We start from the raw sequence: 575 nt of genomic DNA on the forward strand, positions 1-575 counted from the left end.
GTACCTGGTGTAACAGTGACTTCCGAATTCTTACCGTCACGACCGTTGAGGATGGTTTGACGACTAATTTCATTGCCATCGCCATCCTTGATGATGATTGTTGTTCCGATAACCTTATCACCTTCTCGAACTTCAATTTGTTCAACTAGAGGTGATTTACCGTCTTTGCCATCTATTCCGTCCTTACCATCTTTACCATCACGGATAAAGGTGGTTTCCCGACTGCCATCTGGTTTAACAATGGTAATTGTTTGACCGCTGTTGCCATCTTGATCGGTACCTGGTGTAACAGTGACTTCTGAATTCTTACCGTCGCGACCATTGAGGATGGTTTGACGACTAATTTCATTGCCATCGCCATCCTTGATGATGATTGTTGTTCCGATAACCTTATCACCTTCTCGAACTTCAATTTGTTCAACTAGAGGTGATTTACCGTCTTTGCCATCTATTCCGTCCTTACCATCTTTACCATCACGGATAAAGGTGGTTTCCCGACTGCCGTCTGGTTTAACAATGGTAATTGTTTGACCGCTGTTGCCATCTTGATCGGTACCTGGTGTAACAGTGACTTC

Annotated in this window: 1 protein-coding gene; it reads right to left on the bottom strand. The window is 44.0% G+C overall.

Features of this window, described 5'->3' with window-relative positions; all coding sequences use genetic code 11:
- Positions 1–575, bottom strand: a 575-nt coding sequence (locus tag JNG37_RS09770) for a collagen-flanked surface repeat-containing protein (RefSeq protein WP_449276445.1), incomplete at both ends; no start/stop codon positions are given.

The organism is Streptococcus suis, from assembly GCF_016775005.1.
Lineage (GTDB): Bacteria > Bacillota > Bacilli > Lactobacillales > Streptococcaceae > Streptococcus > Streptococcus suivaginalis.